Genomic DNA, 18459 nt, shown 5'->3' on the forward strand with positions numbered 1-18459 from the left:
TGTGGGCACGGGGGCGAATGCTCCCCGTGAACGCCGCACGTCGTTACGCTGGAGCCATGCCCCGCCGCGAGGACGACGACGTCGACCGCGGCCCGGCCGCTCCGGGTCCTCGGACGCTGCTGCAGGCCGGCGGTTTCCTGCTCGCCGCCGGCGCCACGCTCGCCGTCTTCCTGACCGACAACGCCCAGCTGCTGCGGGTGGCGGTCGTCGCCGTGGCCTGGGCGTTCGTGCTCGCCACCTTCGCCGCCGGCCGGCGCGGCACCGACCGGGTGCGCGCCGAGGCCCGCGAGGCCGGCCTGCGGCGCGCCTACGAGCGGGAGCTGGAGCGGGAGGTCGCCGCCCGCCGCGAGTACGAGCTGGAGCTCGAGAACGAGCTGCGTCGCGAGACCGAGGACGCGATGCGCGACGAGCTGGATGCGCTGCGCGGCGAGATCGCCTCCCTGACCGGCCTCCGCGACGAGATCGCCCGGGTGGCCGGGATGCGGGGGGAGATCGCCGCGCTCGGCGAGCTGCGCGACGAGGTCGCCCGCGTGGCCGCGCTCCGTGACGACGTCGCCGCGCTGACCGGCCTGCGCACCGAGCTCGGGCAGCTGGGGGCGCTGCGGGAGGACATGGGCCGCTTGCGCGCCGAGCTCGCCGAGCAGCTGTCCAGCGAGATGCTGGTCGAGCGGATCGTCATGCGCACCCAGGCCAGCCGGGTGGACGGGCCGGCCCGCACCCTCGACGGCGGCGCGGCGTGGAGCGACGACGCGCCGCCGCGCGAGCTGACCGGGGGGTGGCCGGCCATCCGGCTGGACGAGCCACGCCCCACCCAGCAGTTCGAGCAGGTGCGCACGAGCACCAGCACGTGGTCCTCCGCCCCGCCACCGGCTCCGGCCGTCCCCGTGACGCCGCCGGTCCGCCCCGCCGCGTCCGCGCCGCCGGTCCCGCCGCCGCTGCGTCCTCCGGTCCCGCCGGTGCCGGGCCGCCCGGCCGCACCGGTGCCTTCGGGGCTCGGCCGACACGAGCGCGCCGCGGCGCACGAGGACGACCCCTACCTCGGGTCGCGGCACGCCCCGGCCGAGCCCCCGCCGCCGGTTCCCGTCGCGTCGCCCGTGGTCACGCCCTCGGCCCCGCGGCCGCCGGCCGACCCACCGCAGTCCCCGCTGGAGTGGCTGGCCGCCCGGTCCCTGCTGGACGCGCCCGCCCCGTCCCGGGTCGACGACGCCCCCCGCCGCCGGCGCACCGACGAGCCGGCGGAGCCGCTGCCCGCCGAGTTCACGCCCACCACCGCGCACCCCGCGGTGACGCCCGAATGGGCGTGGCAGCCGGACGAGGACCGGGCGGACACCTCCGACCGGCTGGCGCGGATCCTGGCCGAGAACGGCGTCAGCCCGGTCTCCGGCGGGCGCCGCCGGCGGCGGTACCGGGAGGACGGCGAGAGCGACGACGTCCTGGCCCGGGTCCTCGGCCGCTGAGCCTCACCGCGGACCGCGGGACAGCCCACCCCCGTCGAGCACCAGCGTCTGGCCGGTGACCCAGCCGGCGCCGTCGCCCAGCAGGTAGGCGGCGGCCTCGCCGACATCCTCGGGCGTCCCCAGGCGCGCCATCGGGTAGACCGCCGCGGCCTCCGCCTCCCGGCCCTCGAACAGGGCTCCGGCGAAGCGGGTCTTCACCACCGCGGGGGCGACCGCGTTCACCCGCACCTTGGGTGCGAGCTCCACGGCCAGCTGGGTGGTGAGGTTGATCAGCGCCGCCTTGCTCACGCCGTAGGCGCCGATCTCCGGCGAGGAGCGCAGCCCCGCCACGGAGGCGACGAACAGCACGGAGCCGCCGTGCTCGGCCATCCAGGCCCGCCAGACCTCCTGCACCAGGCCCAGCGAGGCGACGACGTTCGTGTCCAGGATCTTCCGGCAGGCGTCGAGGTCCAGGTCCATCAGCGGCCCGTACGCCGGGTTGATGCCGACGTTGCCGACCAGCACGTCCAGGCTCCCGAACGTCTCGATCGCCGTGCGCACCGCGGTGGCCCGGTGCTCCGGGTCCCCGGCGTTGCCGGCGACCGCCACGGCCACCTCCGGCCCGCCCAGCGCCTCGACCGCCTCGGCCAGCGCGCCGGGCTTGCGGGCGGTGAGCACCACTCTCGCCCCGCGCTCGACCAGGCTCCGGGCGATGCCCAGGCCGATGCCCCGGCTGCCGCCGGTGACCAGTGCGGTCCGTCCCTCGAACGTGTGCACGCTGCCTCCTTCGCCGATGTGCCGGCCGTCACGGTAGGGCGGGGCCCCCGCCAGGTCCCGACCGGGGCCCCGGACCGACGTGAGCCAGGACACAGCAACGAGGCGTTGCGTCGGACGCGTAGGGGTCACAGACTCGCCATCGGTACGTCGCCCGCGTGACACATCCGGTTGCAGCGGGCGCCGGACCGGAGCAGGACCCGAACGACCACCGCGATCCGTGTGGATCGCGCCCGACGTCCGGTACCCGTCAGGGACTGGAACGAGAGGTGCACCGATGCCTGCTCCCCGCAGGACCGTCCGTGCGTTGCTGGGCCCGGCCCGCACGCACGCCCGCCCGGCCGACGCGCCCGCCCGCCTCCGCGTGGGCGTCATCGGCGCCGGCCGCGTCGGCGCCGTCCTGGGCGCCGCGCTCGCCGCCGCCGGCCACGACGTCGTCGCCGCGTCCGGGCTGTCCGCAGCCTCCGCCGAGCGCGCCGAGCGGCTGCTGCCCGGCGTCCCCCTCATCCCGGCCGACGCGGTGGTGGCCGCCGCCGACCTGGTCGTCCTCGCCCTTCCCGACGACACCCTGGCGGGCCTCGTCTCCGGGCTGGCCGAGACCGGCGCCTGGCGCGCCGGTCAGCTGGTGTTCCACACGTCCGGGGCGCACGGGCTGGCCGTGCTCGCCCCCGCCGAGCAGGCCGGGGTGCTCGCCCTGGCGCTGCACCCGGCCATGACCTTCTCCGGCGTCGCGGAGGACGCCGACCGGCTCGACGGCGCCCCGTTCGGCGTGACCAGCCGCCCGGAGCACCGCCCCGTGGCCGAGACCCTCGTGCTGGAGATGGGCGGCGAGCCGTTCTTCGTCGCCGAGGCCGACCGCCCGCTCTACCACGCGGCGCTGGTCACCGGCGCGAACCACCTGGTCACCCTGGTGGCCGAGGCCGCCGACCTGCTGCGCACCGCCGGAGTGGCCGAACCCGGCCGCGTGCTGGCGCCGCTGCTCACCGCCGCGCTCGACAACGGCCTGCGCCGGGGTGACCGAGGGCTCACCGGACCGGTCAGCCGCGGCGACGCCGGCACCGTCGCGCGCCACCTGGGGACCCTCACCGAGCGAGCCCCGGGGTCGGTGGCCGCCTACGTCGCCATGGCACAGCGCACCGCGGAGCGGACCCTCGCCGCCGGCCGGCTCAAGGACCACGAGGCTGCGCCGCTGCTCGAGCTGCTCGCCGCCGCCCGGCACGACGATCCGGCCGGGTCCCGATGACCGTCGGCACCCGGCCCGCCGTCGCCGCCTCCGCCGCCGAGCTGCGCCGGCTGGTCGACGCGCTGCCCGGCCCGGTCGCCCTGGTGCCCACCATGGGCGCCCTGCACGAGGGGCACCGCACCCTCGTCCGCGCCGCCCGCGAGCGCGCCGGCAGCGTCGTCGTCTCGGTGTTCGTGAACCCGACGCAGTTCGGGCCGGGCGAGGACTTCGACCGCTACCCGCGCACCTGGGACGCCGACCTCGCCGCGCTGGCCGAGGAGGGCGCCGACGTCGTCTTCCACCCGCCGGTCGAGGAGGTCTACCCCGCCGGCGCGGTGGGGGTGACCGTCGATCCCGGCCCGCTGGGGTCGGTCCTGGAGGGGGCGGTGCGCCCCGGGCACTTCGCCGGGGTGCTCACCGTCGTCGCCAAGCTCTTCGGCCTGGTGCGGCCCGACCTCGCCCTCTTCGGCGAGAAGGACTACCAGCAGCTGACCCTGATCCGCGCCATGGCCCGCGAGCTCGCGCTCGGCGTGGAGGTGGTCGGCGTCCCGACCGTGCGGGAGGACGACGGGCTGGCGCTGTCCAGCCGCAACCGCTACCTCTCGCCGGAACAGCGGGCCCGGGCCGCGACGTTGCACCAGGCACTGCGCGCCGGTGCGGACGCCGGCCCGCACGGCGCCGAGGCCGTCCTCGCCGCCGCCCGCGCCGTCCTGGCCGAAGCCCCCGACCTGGTCCAGGACTACCTGGAACTGACCGATACCGATCTGGGACCGGCGCCGGCCGCCGGCCCCGCCCGCCTGCTCGTCGCGGTCCGCGCGGGCAGCACCCGGCTCCTCGACAACACGGCAGTCCGACTGGGAGGCCCCCGATGATGCGCACGATGCTCAAGTCCAAGATCCACCGCGCCACTGTCACCCAGGCCGACCTGCACTACGTGGGCTCGGTGACCGTCGACGAGGACCTCCTCGACGCCGCCGACCTGCTGCCCGGCGAGCAGGTCGCCATCGTCGACATCACCAACGGCGCCCGCCTGGAGACCTACGTCATCCCCGGTGAGCGGGGCAGCGGCGTCATCGGCATCAACGGTGCCGCCGCGCATCTCGTGCACCCCGGCGACATGGTCATCCTGATCAGCTACGGCGTCATGGACGAGACCGAGGCCAAGAGCTACATCCCGAGGGTCGTCCACGTCGACGGCGCCAACCGCGTCGTCGAACTCGGCGGCGACCCGTCGGCCCCGGTGCCCGGTGCCGCCGACCAGCAGCGCAGCGACCTCGGCGTCCCGATCCGGTGACCCGGTGCTGCTGACCGTCGACGTCGGCAACAGCCAGACCGTCCTCGCCACCTTCGACGGCGCCCGCCGGGTCGGCTCCTGGCGGGTGACGACCGCGCCCCGGGCCACCGCCGACGAGCTGGGCATGCTCTGGCGGGGCCTGCTGCGCGACACGGAGGTCACCGGGGTGGCCGCCTGCTCCACCGTGCCCGCGCTGCTGCCGGCGCTGCGCCAGCTGCTGGACTCCCTCGAGGTGCCGGTGGTGCTCATCGGCCCCGGCGTGCGCACCGGAGTCCCGCTGCACGTGGACAATCCCCGCGAGGTGGGGGCGGACCGCGTGGTCACGGCGCTGGCCGCGCACGAGCTGTTCGGCCGGGCACCCGGCGGCGGGACCCGGCCGGTGGTCGTCGTCGACTTCGGCACCTCCACCAACGTCGACGCCGTCGGCCCGGACGGGCAGTTCCTCGGGGGCGCCCTCGCGCCGGGGGTCGAGGTCAGCCGCGACGCGCTGGCCAGCCGGGCCGCCCAGCTGCGCTCGGTCGAGCTCTCCTGCCCGCCGCAGGCGATCGGGAAGAACACCGTCGCCGCGCTGCAGGCGGGGCTGGTGCTCGGGTTCGCCGGCCTGGTCGACGGGCTGGTCGGCCGGATCTCGGCGGAGCTGGTGTCGCAGTTCGGCACCCCACCGGTCGTCGTCGCGACCGGCGGGCTGGCCCCGCTGCTCGTCGACAGCTGCCGCACCATCGGCGAACGCGAGCCCGACCTGACGGTGCACGGGCTGCGGCTGGCCTTCCAGCGGCAGCAGGCCGCCGAGCGGCGGGTGGCCGCCCCGTAGGCTGGGTTCCCGTGACGGACGTGGGACCGAACGGTACGGGCGCCGACGACAGCGGCGAGGAGCTGCCGGAGCAGATGCGGGTCCGCCGGGCCAAGCTCGACCGGCTGCGCGAGTCGGGGGTCGACCCCTACCCGGTGACGGTGCCCCGCACGACGACGCTCACCGCGGTCCGCGCCGCGCACCCCGAGCTGGAGCCGGACACGATGACCGGCGAGCGGGTCGGGGTCACCGGCCGGGTGATCTTCTTCCGCAACACCGGCAAGCTCTGCTTCGCCACGCTGCGCGAGGGCGATGCCGAGCTGCAGGTGATGCTCTCCCGCGACCGCGTCGGCGAGGAGGCGCTCGCCGCGTGGAAGTCCGACGTCGACCTCGGTGACCACGTCTTCGTGGCGGGCGAGGTCGGGACGTCGCGCCGCGGCGAGCTGTCGGTCTTCGCCGACTCCTGGCAGCTGACCGCCAAGGCGTTGCGCCCGCTGCCGGTGGCGCACAAGCCGATGAGCGAGGAGCTGCGGGTCCGCCGTCGCTACGTCGACCTGATCGTGCGCGACGAGGCCCGCCGCACCGTCCGCCAGCGCGCCACCGTCATGTCCACCCTGCGCGCGGGGCTCGGCCGGCGGGATTTCATCGAGGTCGAGACGCCGATGCTGCAGACCGTGCACGGCGGTGCGGCGGCCCGGCCGTTCCGCACCCACATGAACGCATTCGACCTGGACCTCTACCTGCGTATCGCACCGGAGCTGTTCCTCAAGCGGTGCATCGTCGGCGGCCTGGACCGCGTGTTCGAGATCAACCGGAACTTCCGCAACGAGGGTGCGGACAGCTCGCACTCCCCGGAGTTCGCGATGCTGGAGTTCTACGCGGCCTACCTCGACTACAACGACATCGCGGTCATCACCCGGGAACTGATCCAGGAGAGCTGTGCGGCGCTGTTCGGCGACCACGTGGCTCGGCACCACGACGGCACCGAGCTGGACCTCTCCGGCGTGTGGCGGCAGGTGCGGCTGTTCGACCTGGTCAGCGAGGCGGTGGGGGAGACGGTGACCCCGCAGACGCCGATCGAGCAGCTGCGCGCCCTGGCCGAGCGGCACGGGGTCGGCGTCGACCCGGCCTGGATCCACGGCAAGCTGGTCGAGGAGATCTTCGAGGCGCTGGTGCAGCCGTCGCTGCAGGAGCCCACGTTCGTCATGGACTACCCGGTGGACACCTCGCCCCTGACCCGGGCGCACCGCTCGGAGCCGGGCGTCGCGGAGAAGTGGGACCTCTACATCGGCGGGATCGAGCGGGGCACCGGGTACTCCGAGCTCGTCGACCCCGTCGTCCAGCGGGAGCGGTTCACCCAGCAGGCGCTGCTGGCCGCGGCCGGCGATCCCGAGGCGATGGTGCTCGACGAGGACTTCCTCGAGGCGCTGGAATACGGCATGCCGCCCACGGGGGGCGTAGGAATGGGCATGGACCGGTTGATGATGACGCTCACCGGTCTCGGGATCCGGGAGACGATCCTGTTCCCGTTGGTCCGGCCAATCAGTTCCTGATCGGGCCGTATCTCGATTTCCCCCTCCCATAGGGGAGTGGAATCGTGCGCCCATTTCCGATTATCCGGAGATCGTGCTGTAATGGACCTCGCACCCGCCGGGTGCTATTTCCGTCCGACCTCCGGGTCGCTGCGATTAGCGAGGAACGAATGGCGCGCAAGGTCCAGGTCATCCTGAGCGACGACCTCGACGAGAATCTTCCGGCCGACGAGACCGTCAGTTTTGCGCTCGACGGCACCTCGTACGAGATCGACCTGGCGGAGAAGAACGCCCAGGAGATGCGCGACGCGTTCGCCCGGTACATCTCGGCGGCGCGCAAGGTCGGCCGCGGCACCCGCGCCTCGGGCGGCGGCCGGTCCCGCGCCACCGGTGGCGGTGGCCGGATGGACCGCGAGCAGGCCGGCGCCATCCGTGACTGGGCGCGCAAGAACGGTCACGCGGTGAGCGACCGCGGCCGCATCCCGGCCAGCGTCGTCGAGGCCTACGAAGCCGCCCACTGACGCAGGACAGCAGCACTCCGACCTGGTCGGACTTCGACCCGCGTGGCGGGGGCGCGCAGCGTCCCCACCCGCGGGTCGATTGGTTCCGGCTCCGTGCAGCGCTCCCGGCACCTGGCCGCCGGTGGAGGCCGACAGGCCGACGGTGTGCACCGTCCGCTCACGGCGTAACAGGGGCGGAACACCACCTGCCAGGGGGTGGTTGGAACGGACAGCCACCCACCGGAACCGTCGGACGACGACGGGACGGCGTGGTCCGCGACTACAGTGGAAAGACCGGTGCCCCCGCGCGCCGACGGACGTCGGGTGCTCCTTCCCAGCACGGGGAGGGCAGCGCCGGACCAGCCGGTCAGAGGAGAAGCAGCAGATGTTCGAACGGTTCACCGACCGAGCCCGCCGTGTCGTCGTCCTGGCCCAGGAAGAGGCCCGGATGCTCAACCACAACTACATCGGCACCGAGCACATCCTCCTGGGTTTGATCCACGAGGGTGAGGGCGTCGCTGCCAAGGCCCTGGAGTCCCTCGGCATCTCGCTCGAGGGTGTCCGCCAGCAGGTCGAGGAGATCATCGGGCAGGGCCAGCAGGCGCCGTCCGGGCACATCCCCTTCACCCCGCGGGCGAAGAAGGTCCTGGAGCTGTCGCTGCGCGAGGCGCTGCAGCTCGGCCACAACTACATCGGCACCGAGCACATCCTGCTCGGCCTGATCCGCGAGGGCGAGGGCGTCGCCGCCCAGGTCCTCGTGAAGCTCGGCGCCGACCTCAACCGCGTCCGCCAGCAGGTCATCCAGCTGCTGAGCGGCTACCAGGGCAAGGAGCCGGCCGCGGCCGGCGGCCCCGCCGAGGGCACGCCGTCGACCTCGCTGGTCCTCGACCAGTTCGGCCGCAACCTGACCCAGGCCGCGCGCGACTCCAAGCTCGACCCGGTCATCGGGCGGGCCAAGGAGATCGAGCGGGTCATGCAGGTGCTCTCGCGGCGCACCAAGAACAACCCGGTCCTCATCGGCGAGCCCGGCGTCGGCAAGACCGCCGTCGTGGAGGGCCTGGCCCAGGCGATCGTCAAGGGCGAGGTGCCCGAGACGCTGAAGGACAAGCAGCTCTACACCCTCGACCTGGGTGCGCTCGTCGCCGGTTCCCGCTACCGCGGTGACTTCGAGGAGCGGCTCAAGAAGGTGCTCAAGGAGATCCGCACCCGCGGCGACATCATCCTGTTCATCGACGAGATCCACACCCTCGTCGGGGCGGGTGCCGCCGAGGGCGCGATCGACGCCGCCAGCATCCTCAAGCCGATGCTGGCCCGCGGCGAGCTGCAGACCATCGGCGCCACCACGCTCGACGAGTACCGCAAGCACCTGGAGAAGGACGCCGCGCTCGAGCGCCGCTTCCAGCCGATCCAGGTGGGCGAGCCGACGCTGGCCCACACGATCGAGATCCTCAAGGGGCTGCGCGACCGGTACGAGGCGCACCACCGGATCAGCATCACCGACGGCGCGCTCGTGGCCGCCGCGACGCTGGCCGACCGGTACATCTCCGACCGCTTCCTGCCCGACAAGGCGATCGACCTGATCGACGAGGCGGGCGCGCGGATGCGGATCAAGCGGATGACCGCGCCGCCGGACCTGCGCGAGTTCGACGACAAGATCGCGGCCGTCCGCCGCGAGAAGGAGTCGGCGATCGACGCGCAGGACTTCGAGAAGGCCGCATCGCTGCGCGACACCGAGAAGCAGCTGCTGGGCGAGAAGGCCGAGCGCGAGAAGCAGTGGAAGGCCGGCGACATGGACGTCGTCGCCGAGGTCGACGACGAGCAGATCGCCGAGGTGCTGGCCAACTGGACCGGCATCCCCGTCTTCAAGCTCACCGAGGAGGAGACCACCCGTCTGCTCCGCATGGAGGACGAGCTCCACAAGCGGATCATCGGCCAGGAAGAGGCCATCAAGAGCGTCAGCCAGGCGATCCGGCGCACGCGGGCGGGCCTCAAGGACCCGCGCCGTCCCGGTGGCTCCTTCATCTTCGCCGGCCCCTCGGGTGTCGGTAAGACGGAGCTGGCGAAGGCGCTGGCGCAGTTCCTGTTCGGTGAGGACGACGCGCTCATCCAGATCGACATGGGTGAGTTCCACGACCGCTTCACCGTGTCCCGCCTCGTCGGTGCCCCTCCGGGGTACGTCGGTTACGACGAGGGTGGCCAGCTGACCGAGAAGGTGCGGCGCAAGCCGTTCTCGGTGGTCCTCTTCGACGAGATCGAGAAGGCGCACGCGGACGTGTTCAACACGCTGCTGCAGGTTCTCGAGGACGGTCGGCTCACCGACGGTCAGGGCCGGATCGTGGACTTCAAGAACACGATCCTGATCCTCACCACCAACCTCGGTACGCGGGACATCTCCAAGGCCGTGGGCCTCGGCTTCCAGGCCGGCAACGACGACCAGTCGAACTACGAGCGGATGAAGCTCAAGGTCAACGAGGAGCTCAAGCAGCACTTCCGGCCGGAGTTCCTCAACCGCATCGACGACATCGTCGTGTTCCACCAGCTGACCGAGCAGGAGATCGTCCAGATCGTCGACCTGATGGTCAGCCGGGTGGAGAGCCAGCTGGCGAACAAGGACATGGCGCTGGAGATCACGCCGCCGGCGAAGAAGCTGTTGGCCGCCCGGGGCTTCGACCCCGTGCTGGGCGCCCGGCCGCTGCGCCGGACCATCCAGCGCGAGATCGAGGACGCGCTGAGCGAGAAGATCCTCTACGGCGAGCTGTCCGGCGGGCAGATCATCGTGGTGGACGTCGAGGGCGAGGGCACCGACGCGAAGTTCACCTTCCGCGGCGAGGCCAAGCCGGTCGACCTGCCCGACACCCCGCCGGTGGCCCTCTCGGGCGCCGAGGGTGACGAGAACGGCTCCGCCTCGGCGGAGTAAGGCCGGCAGGACCACGACAGGGGCCGCTCCCACCGCGAGGTGGGGGCGGCCCCTGTCGTCGTGACATGGCGATCCTCCGGATCGCACCGCGGCCAGGTGCCGTACCCCGGCTGCGTCGAGCCATTTCGTCGACCCGCGTGGGGAGCCTCCGGCCCCGCCCAGCAGGCCGACCCTCGCAGGGCGCCTCACGTCGGAAGGGCGAATCTCCCGTCGGCGGTCTGCTCGACCAGCCCGTCGGTGAGCAGCGAGTACAGGCAGCGGGACCGCTGGACCGCGTCGGCCCAGGCCGGTTCCAGCGCCGCGGTGTCCACGGGCTCGTGGGCGGCCCGCAGGACGTCCAGCAGCCGGCCACGCACCTGGCGGTCGGTGCCGGTGAACTTCTGCACCCGCCGGGGCGGGCCCTCGTGAGCCGGGGAGCCGGCCAGCCGCCAGGCGCAGCGGTCACGCACCGGGCACGCGCCGCACCGCGGGGTGCCGGCGACGCACACCAGCGCGCCCAGCTCCATCACCGCGACCGAGAAGCGGACGGCGCGGCCGTCGTCCTCCGGCGCCAGCGCGGCGATGTCGACGAGGTCGGCGGCCCGGGCGTTGCCCGCCTCCGCGCGACCGTGCACCAGCCGCGCCACCACGCGGCGGACGTTGGTGTCGACGACGGGCTGGCGCCGGCCGTACCCGAAGCAGGCGACGGCCCGGGCGGTGTACGTGCCGACGCCCGGTAGCGCCTCCAGGGCGGGGACCTCGGCGGGGACGACGCCGCCGTGCCGCTCGGTGATCGCGATCGCGGCCTCCCGCAGCCGCAGGGCTCGTCTGGGGTAACCGAGCTTCCCCCAGGCTCGGATCACCTCGGCGGGCGGCGTTGCGGCGAGCTCTGCCGGGGTGGGCCACCGGGTCATCCAGTCGCGCCAGACGGGCTCCACGCGTGCCACGGGGGTCTGCTGCAGCATCACCTCGCTGACCAGGACGGCCCAGGGTTCGACGTCTGGCGTCCGCCAGGGGAGGTCGCGGGCGGCGGTGGCGTACCAGTCGACGATCACCTCGCCGACAGGTGCGGCCGCGGGGGAGGTCGGACCGGTCACGGGCGTCCAGTCTGCCGTGCGCACGGCGCGGCGTGCCGAGCGGACCAGTCCGCACCGGGCGCACTAGCGTTCCCCGCGTGTTGCACCCGGTCGGTCCGCTGCCCGCTGCCGTCTACTGGCGGCGTCGGCTGACCGTGCTGGTCCTCCTGCTGGCCGTTCTCGGCGGCCTGGCGTGGCTCGCGGTGAGCCTCCTGACCAGCAGCGGGGGGAGCGGTCCCGCGGCCGCGCCGGCCGGCGGCGCCGCGCCGTCCGAGCCGCCCGCCCTGGAGCGGGTGGTGCCCTCGGCCTCCGGGGTCCGAACGCCGGGGACGACGCCGCCACCCAGCGAGCCACCGGTACCGGCGGGCCCGACCCCGGGTGGGCCCTGCACCGACGACATGCTGGACCTCGAGGTGCGCACCCCCGGGACGGCGCCCGTGGGCAGCAAGCCGACCTTCGAGCTGGTGGTGGTCAACTCCTCGCCGGTGCCGTGCGTGCGCAGGCTGGACAAGCAGCTGCAGGAGCTCGTGATGGTCGACGCCGACGGCGCGCGGGTCTGGGGCAGCAACGACTGCTTCCCGGAGAGCAGCGACGACGAGCGCACGCTGGCGCCGGGGGAGCCGGTCGTCTTCCCCGTGGTGTGGGGCGGGCTGACCAGCGAGCCGACCTGCACCGCTCCCCGGGTGACCCCGCCGGCGGGTGACTACGTGCTGCGTGGCCGGCTGGACACCAAGGTGTCCGGGGATGCCCCGATCACCCTCCAGTGAGGCCCCCGTCCGGGACGAGGCTCGTCCCGGAGCCTCAGCTGTAGCGGTCGAGGATCGAGGTCTCGGCCAGCCGGGACAAGCCCTCCCGGATACCCCGGGCGCGGGCCTCCCCGACGCCCTCCACGGCCAGCAGGTCCTCGATCGTGGCGGCGAGCAGCTTCTGCAGTCCGCCGAAGTGCTCGACCAGCCGGTCGATGATGCCGGCGGGCAGCCGGGGCACCCGGGCGAGCAGCCGGTAACCCCGCGGGCTCACGGGGGAGTCGAGCGCGTCCGGCGACGTCGGCAGCCCGTAGCACCGGGCGACCGCCGAGAGGTCGAGCAGCTCCGTGGCGGTCAGCGCCCGCAGGTCGGTGAGCACCTGGTCGATCGTGCGGTGGCGCCGCCCTGCCGCGGGGAGGTAGTCGCGCACGAGCAGCCCCCGGTCCTCCTCGACCCCGGCCAGCATCTCGTCCAGCTGCAGGGCCAGCAGCCGCCCGTCGGTGCCCAGTTCGACGACGAAGCCCTCGATCTCGTCGGCGATGCGGCGGACCATCTCCAGCCGCTGGCTGACGCTCATCGCGTCCCGCACGGTCACGAGGTCCTCGATCTCGAGTGCGGACAGCGTGCTCGCCACCTCGTCCAGGCGGAGCTTGTAGCGCTCCAGCGCGGCGAGCGCCTGGTTCGCTCGGGCGAGGATCGTCGTGGGGTGCTCGAGGGTGTACCGGCGGCCGGCGACGTACACGCTGATGATGTGCATCGACTGGCTCACCGAGATCACCGGGTAGCCGGTCTGGACGGCGACCCGCTCGGCGGTGCGGTGCCGGGTGCCCGACTCCTCGGTCGGAACGGTGGGGTCGGGCATGAGGTGCACGCCCGCCCGGACGATGCGGCTGCCGTCGTAGGAGACGATCACCGCGCCGTCCATCTTCGCCAGCTCCCGCAGCCGGGTGGCCGAGAGGGCGACGTCGAGGGCGAAGCCGCCGGTGCAGATCGACTCCACCACCCGGTCGTAGCCGAGCACGATGAGCGCGCCGGTGCGGCCGGCCAGGATGCGCTCGAGGCCGTCGCGCAGCGCCGTGCCGGGGGCGATGCGGCCGAGGAGCTCGCGCAGGGCGACCTCGGGGTCCACGTCGGCGGGCACGAGCGCTCCTGACGGTCGAGTGGTTCGGTGGCCGAGTCTACGTGGCCCCGTCGGGGGCCGGGCAGGCTCGGGGGTGCCGGCGTCCGCCCGCGACCCCCATACGAAACCCTACGGGCTCAGAACATGCGGTGGAAGGCGGCCCCCAGGTCGGGGACCTCGATCAGCCGCATGCCGGCCGGGGCCTGCCCGGCATCGGGGGGCACCAGCGCGACGCGGTAGCCCTGGCGGGCGGCCTCGGCCAGCCGGCGGCCGGTGCCCCCCACCCGGCGGATCTCCCCGGAGAGGCCGACCTCGCCGAGTGCCACCAGGCCGGCCGGCAGTGGGGCGTCCTTGGCGGCCGACGCGATCGCCAGCGCCAGGGCCAGGTCCACCGCCGGCTCGGCGATCCGCACCCCACCGACGGAGGCGGCGAACACGTCGGCCTCGGCGAGCTTGACGCGCCCACGCCGTTCCACCACCGCGTTCACCATGGCGACCCGCTGCGAGTCCAGCCCGCTGACGGCCCGCCGGGGGGAGCCGCCGCCGCTCGTGCTCGCCACGAGGGCCTGCACCTCGGCCAGCAGGGGCCGGCTGCCCTCGAGGGTGACGGTGACGCAGCTGCCCGGTACCGGGTCGGTGCGACGCGACACGAACAGCGCCGAGGGATCGGGGACGCCGACGACCCCGCTGTCGCCGATCTCGAAGCAGCCGATCTCGTCGGCCGGGCCGAACCGGCTCTTCGTCGCCCGTACCATCCGCAGCGCCGAGTGCCGCTCGCCGTCGAAGGAGACGACGACGTCGACCAGGTGCTCGAGGGTGCGCGGGCCGGCGATGGCGCCGTCCTTGGTGACGTGGCCGACGAGGATCGTGGTCATGCCCCGGGTCTTCGCCACGCCCGTCAGGGCCGAGGCGACGGCGCGCACCTGCGTCGAGCCGCCGTCGGTGCCCTCCACGGCGGGGGAGCGGACGGTCTGCACGCTGTCGAGGATCAGCAGCGAGGGGTTGACGGCCTCGACGTGGGCCAGCACCGCCGAGAGCTCTGTCTCGGCGGCCAGGTACAGCCGGTCGTGCAGGGCGCCGATCCGCTCCGCGCGCAGCCGGACCTGGCCGGCCGACTCCTCCCCGGAGACGACGAGGGCCGGCCCGCCCGCGGCGGCCACCCGGTGGGCCACCTCGAGCAGGAGCGTGGACTTGCCGACCCCGGGTTCCCCGGCGACGAGGAGCACCGCGCCCGGCACCAGCCCGCCGCCCAGGACGCGGTCGAACTCCGCGATGCCGGTCGGGACGGCGCGGGCGCCCGCGAGCTCGACCTGGGCGATCGGGCGGGCGGGGGCGCTCACCGGGCCGGCCGAGACGGCCCGCAGCCCGGTGGCGGGGGCGCCGACCTCCTGCAGGCTGCCCCACGCCTGGCACTCGGGGCAGCGCCCGACCCACTTGGCCGAGGCGTAGCCGCACTCGGTGCAGCGGTGGGCAGGGCGGGCGGTCTTCACTCCGGCGGGCGGCACGCGGCGACGCTAACCCCGACCTACGACAAGACGGCGGAAGAGCGGTGGAGCGGGAGGGTCACTCGGCGTCGCCGACGTCGGACTCCCGCTCGCGGGCGATCTCCTCGGCGCCGTGGCCGCCCTCTTCCTCCGAGTGGTGGAAGTCGAACGACTCGCCGCGCTCCAGGACCTCGTCCGGGGTGGCCACCGGGACCGTCAGGGGGATCTCGCCGGCGTTCTCGAAGGTGAAGGTCAGCTCGACCAGCCCCCCGGTCGTGAGCTCCTCGTCGAGGTCGGTGAGCGTGATCGCGGGGCCCTCGTCCTCCCCGAGGAAGACGGTCGTCCCCGCGGGGATCTCCAGCTCGCCGTCGTCACCGGTGGGCGCGTCCGTGGAGCCGGTGACGCCGCCACCGGTGTTCGGCGGGACGGTGCTGGTCGCCGCTGCCTCGCCCGCGCTGATCGTCGCCTCGCCGAAGCCCTCGCCGGTGACCCCCGTCAGGGTCTCGTCCTCGACACCGGTGTTCACGATCGCCAGCCGCAGGGTGGCGTCGTCCCCGGCCTCGTAGCGGCCGCCCTCGGGGTGCGTGACCGCGACCTGCCGCAGGACGATGTCGCCGACCTGGGCCATCGCGCCCACCTTGTCGCGCTCCTGCGTGGCGGTCTGCGTGACCTGGCCGGCGCTGCACGCCGAGAGGGCGAGCGGGGAGAAGAGCAGAACGCCCATCGTGGCGGCGCGCAGAGCGCGGTTCACAGCTGTCGACCTCCAGCAGGACCGTACCGGCCACCGGGGATCGGTGGCGCGGGAACCTCCGGAGCCTATCGGGCGCCTGCGCGCCCCGCCCGCAGGGAGCGGCGGGCGTCGCGGGTTCCCCTCGGCCCGGGGGCGTCAGCCGAGGGCGGCACCGCTGCCCACCAGGAGCGCGACGTCCAGCACCGTCAGCAGCATCACGGCGGGGAAGGCGAGCCCCCGGAAGCGCGCCGTCCCCGAGAGCGCGGCCACGGTGGCGGCCGGCACGGCCAGGGCGAGGGCGGCCCACCCCGTCGGCCCGGGCGCGCCCGGGGGGCCGAGCACCAGCACCAGCGTCGCCCCGGCCAGGAGCAGCGCGCCGCAGGCGGCGGAGACCCGCGGTCCCAGCCGGTGCGGGAGCCCGCGGACTCCGGTGGCCAGGTCGTCCTCGAGGTCGGGAGCGACGTTCGCGAGGTGGGCGGCGCCGCCCAGTGCGGCGCCGGCGGCGATCAGCCACCAGGGGGGTGCGGGGTTCCCCGGGGCGGCGGTGACCACTCCGGCCGGCAGGGCCCCGAACCCGACGACGTAGCCGGCGCCGGACCACGCGGTGCGCTTGAGCCCGGCGTTGTAGGCCCACCCGCTGGCGACCAGGAGCAGTAGCAGCGCGCCGGGGAGGAGCCCCAGCAGGAGCGAGAGGACGACGGCCGCGGCGGCGGCGGACAGGGCGGCACGGCGCAGGACGGCGGGGCCGACGGTGCCCTGCACGACCGGCTTGTCGGCCCGCGCGACGGCGCGGTCGCGGTCGGCGTCGAGCCAGTCGTTGCTCCAGCCGATGGACGCCTGACCTGCGAGGACGGCAGCGCAGAGCAGCGCGGTCCGGGCCGGCGGCACGTCGGCCGCCACGGCCAGCAGGGTGGCCGTGGTGGTGACCGCGAGGGCCGGGCCCGGGTGCGTCGCGCGGAACAGCGCGCGGGCCGTCGCACCCCGAGGGGCGGCCGCCGCAGGCACATCAACCACGCTCTGTCAACCCCTCCGCGGCTCTGGCCCAGGCCGCTGACCTGCAGATTTACTGCCCGGTGCCGATCCGTTGGTCAGTCTGCCGTGCTAACCTGGGGGGAGCGAAAGGGGTCACATCCACATGGGCTTCACTGTCGGCGAGACCGTCGTCTACCCGCACCACGGTGCCGCGCTCATCGAGGCGATCGAGAAGCGCACGATCAAGGGTGAAGAGAAGGCCTACCTCGTGCTGAAGGTCGCCCAGGGCGACCTGACCGTGCGCGTGCCGGCCGACAACGCAGAGATCGTCGGCGTCCGTGACGTCGTCGGTCAGGAGGGGCTCAACCGGGTGTTCGAGGTGCTCCGCGCCCCGCACACCGAGGAGCCGACGAACTGGTCACGCCGCTACAAGGCCAACCTCGAGAAGCTGGCCTCCGGCGACGTCAACAAGGTGGCCGAGGTGGTCCGCGACCTGTGGCGTCGCGACAAGGACCGCGGCCTCTCCGCCGGCGAGAAGCGCATGCTCTCGAAGGCCCGCCAGATCCTGGTCAGCGAGCTCGCGCTCGCCGAGGGCACCAACGAGGACAAGGCCGAGGTCCTGCTCGACGAGGTCCTCGCCAGCTGAGCGCTCCGCGTTACCCCCGAACCGCTCCCGTGCACGCTGTCGCGATCGTCGCAGCGGCCGGGAGCGGTTCGCGTCTGGGGGCCGACCGGCCGAAGGCGCTCGTCCCGCTCGCGGGGCGCCCGCTGGTCTGCTGGGCCGTCGACGGCCTGCGCGCGGGCGGGGTCGCCGAGATCGTGGTCACCGTCCCCGCCGCCGAGCGCGCCGCCTTCGCGGCGGTCCTGCCGCCGGAGGTCCGGCTCGTCGACGGCGGTGCCACCCGGACCGCATCGGTCCGCGCCGGCCTGGCCGCCGCCGGTCCACGGGCCGACGTCGTCCTCGTGCACGACGCCGCCCGCCCGCTGACCCCGCCCGCGGCGGTCGCGCGGGTGCTGGACGCCGTGGCCGCCGGTGCCCGTGCCGTCGTCCCGGTGCTGCCCGTCGTCGACACCACCGTGCTGGTGGACGACGACGGCGCGATCACCGATGCGGTGCCCCGCGCCCCGCTCCGCCGGGTGCAGACACCGCAGGGCTTCCACCGGGCCACCCTGGTCGCCGCCTACGCCGCGCTGGACGACGCCGCCGAGCTCACCGACGACGCCGCCGTCGTCCGTGCCGCAGGTGTTCCGGTGCACACCGTCCCCGGTGACGAGCGGTCGGCGAAGATCACCGTGCCGCACGACCTGGCGCTGGCGGAGCTGGGTGTGGGCCTGACGGCGAGCCAGGTGCCCCGGTGAGCGACCTGCCGCGGGTCGGCATCGGCACCGACGTCCACCCGATCGAGCCCGGCCGGGCCTGCTGGCTCGCCGGCCTCGAGTGGCCCGGCGCCGACGGCTGCGCGGGGCATTCCGACGGCGACGTCGTCGCCCACGCGCTCACCGACGCCGTCCTCTCCGCCGCCGGGCTCGGTGACATCGGCGGGCTGCTGGGCACCGACGACCCCCGCTGGGCCGGCGCACGCGGCGCCGACGTGCTCACCCACGTGCGAGAGGTGCTCGCCACCGCGGGTTGGCGGGTGGGCAACGCCGCGGTGCAGCTGGTGTCGACGGCGCCCAAGGTGGGTCCGCGCCGGGGGGAGGCCGAGGCGGTGCTCTCCGCCGCGCTCGGCGCCCCGGTCAGCGTCACGGCGACCACCACCGACGGCCTCGGGCTCACCGGTCGCGGTGAGGGCCGGGCCGCGGTGGCGACCGCCCTGGTCGTCCGGACGGGGGAGGACGTCACCGACGCCGCACGGGCCGGTCACGTCGCTCCGTAGACTCCACGCA

Annotated in this window: 18 protein-coding genes; 12 read left to right on the forward strand and 6 right to left on the reverse strand. The window is 74.4% G+C overall.

Annotated features, from left to right (window positions below; genetic code table 11):
* Positions 1-56 precede the first annotated feature (56 nt).
* A complete protein-coding gene (locus ACI799_RS05455; RefSeq protein ID WP_456612578.1) occupies positions 57-1457 on the forward strand; it encodes a DUF6779 domain-containing protein in 1401 nt (466 codons plus the stop codon).
* Positions 1458-1460: 3 nt separating this feature from the next.
* Here ACI799_RS05455 and ACI799_RS05460 read toward each other — a convergent pair whose 3' ends face one another.
* Positions 1461-2213, reverse strand: coding sequence for an SDR family oxidoreductase (locus tag ACI799_RS05460; RefSeq protein ID WP_456612579.1), 753 nt, complete (start codon positions 2211-2213; stop codon positions 1461-1463).
* Between the two features lie 274 nt (positions 2214-2487).
* Here ACI799_RS05460 and ACI799_RS05465 point away from each other — a divergent pair, with 274 nt between their 5' ends.
* From ACI799_RS05465 to ACI799_RS05495, 7 genes are all read left to right on the forward strand, one after another.
* Positions 2488-3453: a Rossmann-like and DUF2520 domain-containing protein gene (locus tag ACI799_RS05465; protein ID WP_456588131.1), complete on the forward strand. Its 966-nt coding sequence runs from the start codon at positions 2488-2490 to the stop codon at positions 3451-3453.
* Positions 3450-4304 carry a pantoate--beta-alanine ligase gene (gene panC / locus ACI799_RS05470; protein ID WP_456612580.1) on the forward strand — a complete coding sequence of 285 codons (855 nt, stop codon included), beginning with the start codon at positions 3450-3452 and terminating at the stop codon, positions 4302-4304. The genes ACI799_RS05465 and panC overlap by 4 nt, the downstream gene beginning before the upstream one ends.
* The gene (gene panD, locus ACI799_RS05475; RefSeq protein ID WP_456588129.1) at positions 4301-4726 is read left to right on the forward strand and encodes an aspartate 1-decarboxylase; all 426 of its coding nucleotides are present in this window, start codon (positions 4301-4303) and stop codon (positions 4724-4726) included. Before panC ends, panD begins: the two co-directional genes overlap by 4 nt.
* A gap of 4 nt (positions 4727-4730) precedes the next feature.
* Positions 4731-5537: a type III pantothenate kinase gene (locus tag ACI799_RS05480; RefSeq protein WP_456588128.1), complete on the forward strand. Its 807-nt coding sequence runs from the start codon at positions 4731-4733 to the stop codon at positions 5535-5537.
* Between the two features lie 11 nt (positions 5538-5548).
* The gene (gene lysS / locus ACI799_RS05485) at positions 5549-7069 is read left to right on the forward strand and encodes a lysine--tRNA ligase (RefSeq protein ID WP_456588127.1); all 1521 of its coding nucleotides are present in this window, start codon (positions 5549-5551) and stop codon (positions 7067-7069) included.
* Between the two features lie 149 nt (positions 7070-7218).
* The gene (locus tag ACI799_RS05490; protein ID WP_456588126.1) at positions 7219-7569 is read left to right on the forward strand and encodes a histone-like nucleoid-structuring protein Lsr2; all 351 of its coding nucleotides are present in this window, start codon (positions 7219-7221) and stop codon (positions 7567-7569) included.
* A 364-nt stretch (positions 7570-7933) separates the two neighbouring features.
* Positions 7934-10465, forward strand: coding sequence for an ATP-dependent Clp protease ATP-binding subunit (locus ACI799_RS05495; RefSeq protein WP_456588125.1), 2532 nt, complete (start codon positions 7934-7936; stop codon positions 10463-10465).
* A gap of 185 nt (positions 10466-10650) precedes the next feature.
* Here ACI799_RS05495 and ACI799_RS05500 read toward each other — a convergent pair whose 3' ends face one another.
* Complete coding sequence (locus ACI799_RS05500) at positions 10651-11541, reverse strand: A/G-specific adenine glycosylase (protein WP_456612581.1); 891 nt, start codon at positions 11539-11541, stop codon at positions 10651-10653.
* A 77-nt stretch (positions 11542-11618) separates the two neighbouring features.
* Between ACI799_RS05500 and ACI799_RS05505 the strand changes: the two genes are divergently transcribed.
* Entirely contained in the window at positions 11619-12287 is a 669-nt protein-coding gene (locus ACI799_RS05505) for a MucR family transcriptional regulator (RefSeq protein ID WP_456588123.1), read from the forward strand.
* Between the two features lie 34 nt (positions 12288-12321).
* On the opposite strand, the gene disA is transcribed toward ACI799_RS05505, so the two are convergent.
* The 4 genes from disA to ACI799_RS05525 all read right to left on the reverse strand — a co-directional run bounded on the left by disA (position 12322) and on the right by ACI799_RS05525 (position 16614).
* Positions 12322-13407, reverse strand: coding sequence for a DNA integrity scanning diadenylate cyclase DisA (gene disA, locus ACI799_RS05510; RefSeq protein ID WP_456588122.1), 1086 nt, complete (start codon positions 13405-13407; stop codon positions 12322-12324).
* A 116-nt stretch (positions 13408-13523) separates the two neighbouring features.
* A complete protein-coding gene (gene radA, locus ACI799_RS05515) occupies positions 13524-14891 on the reverse strand; it encodes a DNA repair protein RadA (protein ID WP_456612582.1) in 1368 nt (455 codons plus the stop codon).
* A 58-nt stretch (positions 14892-14949) separates the two neighbouring features.
* Positions 14950-15621 (reverse strand): hypothetical protein, encoded by a 672-nt coding sequence (locus ACI799_RS05520; RefSeq protein ID WP_456588120.1) that lies wholly within the window; start codon positions 15619-15621, stop codon positions 14950-14952.
* Between the two features lie 135 nt (positions 15622-15756).
* Positions 15757-16614, reverse strand: a complete 858-nt coding sequence (locus tag ACI799_RS05525; protein WP_456612583.1) for a UbiA family prenyltransferase — start codon at positions 16612-16614, stop codon at positions 15757-15759.
* 121 nt (positions 16615-16735) lie between these two features.
* Here ACI799_RS05525 and ACI799_RS05530 point away from each other — a divergent pair, with 121 nt between their 5' ends.
* The 3 genes from ACI799_RS05530 to ispF are packed head-to-tail and all read left to right on the forward strand — an operon-like array spanning position 16736 to position 18449.
* Complete coding sequence (locus tag ACI799_RS05530) at positions 16736-17218, forward strand: CarD family transcriptional regulator (RefSeq protein WP_091929357.1); 483 nt, start codon at positions 16736-16738, stop codon at positions 17216-17218.
* Between the two features lie 29 nt (positions 17219-17247).
* A complete protein-coding gene (gene ispD, locus ACI799_RS05535) occupies positions 17248-17931 on the forward strand; it encodes a 2-C-methyl-D-erythritol 4-phosphate cytidylyltransferase (protein WP_456599072.1) in 684 nt (227 codons plus the stop codon).
* Positions 17928-18449 carry a 2-C-methyl-D-erythritol 2,4-cyclodiphosphate synthase gene (gene ispF, locus ACI799_RS05540; RefSeq protein WP_456588117.1) on the forward strand — a complete coding sequence of 174 codons (522 nt, stop codon included), beginning with the start codon at positions 17928-17930 and terminating at the stop codon, positions 18447-18449. Before ispD ends, ispF begins: the two co-directional genes overlap by 4 nt.
* Positions 18450-18459 lie beyond the last annotated feature (10 nt).

The sequence above is a fragment of the Blastococcus sp. SYSU DS0753 genome (genome assembly GCF_054051175.1).

Bases quoted from the DNA above. Each gene is read 5' to 3' on its own strand.
- ACI799_RS05455 (WP_456612578.1), top strand. From the start codon at position 57: ATGCCCCGCCGCGAGGACGACGACGTCGACCGCGGCCCGGCCGCTCCG.
- ACI799_RS05465 (WP_456588131.1), top strand. From the start codon at position 2,488: ATGCCTGCTCCCCGCAGGACCGTCCGTGCGTTGCTGGGCCCGGCCCGC.
- panC (WP_456612580.1), top strand. From the start codon at position 3,450: ATGACCGTCGGCACCCGGCCCGCCGTCGCCGCCTCCGCCGCCGAGCTG.
- panD (WP_456588129.1), top strand. From the start codon at position 4,301: ATGATGCGCACGATGCTCAAGTCCAAGATCCACCGCGCCACTGTCACC.
- ACI799_RS05490 (WP_456588126.1), top strand. From the start codon at position 7,219: ATGGCGCGCAAGGTCCAGGTCATCCTGAGCGACGACCTCGACGAGAAT.
- ACI799_RS05495 (WP_456588125.1), top strand. From the start codon at position 7,934: ATGTTCGAACGGTTCACCGACCGAGCCCGCCGTGTCGTCGTCCTGGCC.
- ACI799_RS05530 (WP_091929357.1), top strand. From the start codon at position 16,736: ATGGGCTTCACTGTCGGCGAGACCGTCGTCTACCCGCACCACGGTGCC.